The organism is Pseudoscardovia radai (assembly GCF_002259605.1).
Classification (GTDB): domain Bacteria; phylum Actinomycetota; class Actinomycetes; order Actinomycetales; family Bifidobacteriaceae; genus Pseudoscardovia; species Pseudoscardovia radai.
In genome coordinates this window covers 1-2305 of sequence record NZ_MWWR01000028.1, presented here as the reverse complement: position 1 = coordinate 2305, position 2305 = coordinate 1, and the positions used below count along the sequence as shown (strand labels likewise).

2 protein-coding genes are annotated in these 2305 nt (G+C 65.9%); both read left to right on the top strand.

The genetic code is table 11. The annotated features are described in order from the left end of the window. Window positions 1-663 (top strand): glutamate ligase domain-containing protein (locus PSRA_RS08990; protein ID WP_275542338.1); only part of this gene is annotated, 663 nt, incomplete at its 5' end. Between the two features lie 1045 nt (window positions 664-1708). Beyond that, a partial coding sequence (locus PSRA_RS08985; protein ID WP_245834969.1) for a Mur ligase family protein occupies window positions 1709-2305 on the top strand: 597 nt, incomplete at its 3' end.

Below are 2305 nucleotides of genomic sequence, written 5' to 3'. Positions count from 1 at the left end.
CGCACGGCACGCGAACCCCGCACCCACGAACACGGCAGGCCCGGGGACTTCGAGCGCCGCCGCGCCGCGGCCGCCACCGCCGTCGCCCGCGCCACCGGCATCCCCGCCAACGACCCCAGCCTCGACGCCCTCCAGAACGTCCACGTCCCCGGACGCATGGAACGCTTCACCGACACCACCAACCCCCACGTCACCGCCTACGTCGACTACGCGCACAACCAAGCAAGCGTCACAGCCATCCTCGACTTCGTGTGGGAGCGGTACGGGGCGCAGAACCCGAGGATCACGCTCGTCACCGGATCGGCCGGCAACAAGGCCTACGACCGGCGCGAAGGCATCGTGAAAGCCGCACAGAACCGCGTGGCCCGTCTGATCCTGACCGACGAAGACACCGACACGGAACCCATGGAGCATATCCTCGAGCAGATGGACTCCTACGTGACGAACCCCGACCTCGAGCACACGATCATCCCCGGTCGCGCCACGGCCATCGAAACCGCCATCGCGGACGCCCGCGCCGACGCCGGACGCACGGGGCGGCCGAACATCATCCTCGCCATCGGCAAAGGACGCGAGAAGTGGATCAAACGCCACGGCGCACACGAGCCGTACGAGGGCGACACGCATATCTTCGCCCGTGTCTTCGGAGACGACGCGGCCTGACGATGGGACGTGCGCGGTCTTTCGCGGCACGGCGCGGAGTGCGGCGCGGAGTGTGACGCGGTGCGGCGAAATGCCACGCACCGCAACCGCCGGATGATACCCTGAACCTGGACGGCGGCTCCGCCCGCGGATCCGACAGCACCCCGTCGGATCCGCGGGCGGACACCTCATTCCGCCGACCTCGGGCCCCCGTCGCATAGCGGCGGGGGCCTATGCATACCGGGAACCTACGCATACGCCGCGTCGTAGATCCCCCGCCCCGTCTCCTCACAGTGCCTCTCACTGGCACAGAACCAACCAGCGAGACCGACCGTTGGCGGGAAGAGCGAGCATTCCCAACAATCGTGCAGGCAACAGTGCCTCTCACTGGCACTACAGCCGCCAGCGAAACCGACCGTTGCCAAAAAGAACGAGCAATCCCAACAATCGTGCAGGCAACAGTGCCTCTCACTGGCACTAGACCAACCAGCGAGACCGACCGTCGCCGAGGAAACCCAGCAATCCCAACGATTCCCCGCCCGACAGTGCCTCTCACTGGCACCACAGCCGCCAGCGAGACCGACCGTCGCCGAGAAGAACAAGCATTCCCAACGATTCCCCGCCCAACAGTGGCCCTCACTGGCACAAAACCAACCAGCGAGACCGACCGTTGCCGAGGAAACCCAGCAATCCCAACGACTCCCCACCCAACAGTGCCTCTCACTGGCACTAGACCAACCAGCAAAGACCACCCTTGACGGGAAGAACGAGCAATCCCAACGATCTCCCGCCCAACAGTGGCCCTCACTGGTACAAAACCAACCAGCGAGACCGACCGTTGGGAACCTGTGCGCCAACCAGCCCCCGCCGATCGCCGACGGACCACAGAGCATGGCCCGTACTCAGGCCCGTCGAGCGTTATGCCGTCCGCACGCCACGGAACGTCGTGGAAAGGTCAGGCCCAAGCTCATGATTCGTTCAGGAACGCGTGTCATCGTAAACCGGTCGATACACTTATGGTCGGGAAGAACCTGACAATGCCGTTATGGGTGAAAGGATGGGCGTTATGGTTTTTGTGTCTGGTTTGACTGTTCGCGGGGCGGCGCGCATCCTGCTGGACGCCGGACTCCTGCGCGAGGCCATCATCCCCGCCCGGGACGGCGCAGGCGACTGGACAAGCGACCCCGGCCGCCTGCCCGACACGCGCCTGACCGACGCCACCTACGACACCCGCCGCATCACGCCCGGCGCCCTCCTGTTCTGCAAAGGGAACTTCCGCCCCGAATACCTCAAGGACGCCGACCAAAAAGGACTGGCCGCCTACGTCTCCCAGACCGACCACACCGACCGCACCCACGCCACCGGACTCATCGTCACCGACGCGCGCAAGGCCATGGCCATCCTCTCCAGCGCCTACTGGGGCCGCCCCCAGGACAAGCTCACCCTCATCGGCATCACCGGCACCAAGGGCAAGACCACCACCGCCTACTTCACCCACGCCATCCTCAACCAGGCCACCGGCGGCAGATGCGCCCTCCTGTCCAGCGTCGACAACTGCACCGACGGACGCACCCGCGTCGAATCCCAGCTGACCACGCCCGACTCCCCCGACCTGTACCGCCTCATGCGCCAGGCCGTCGACAACGGCATGACCCACCTCGTC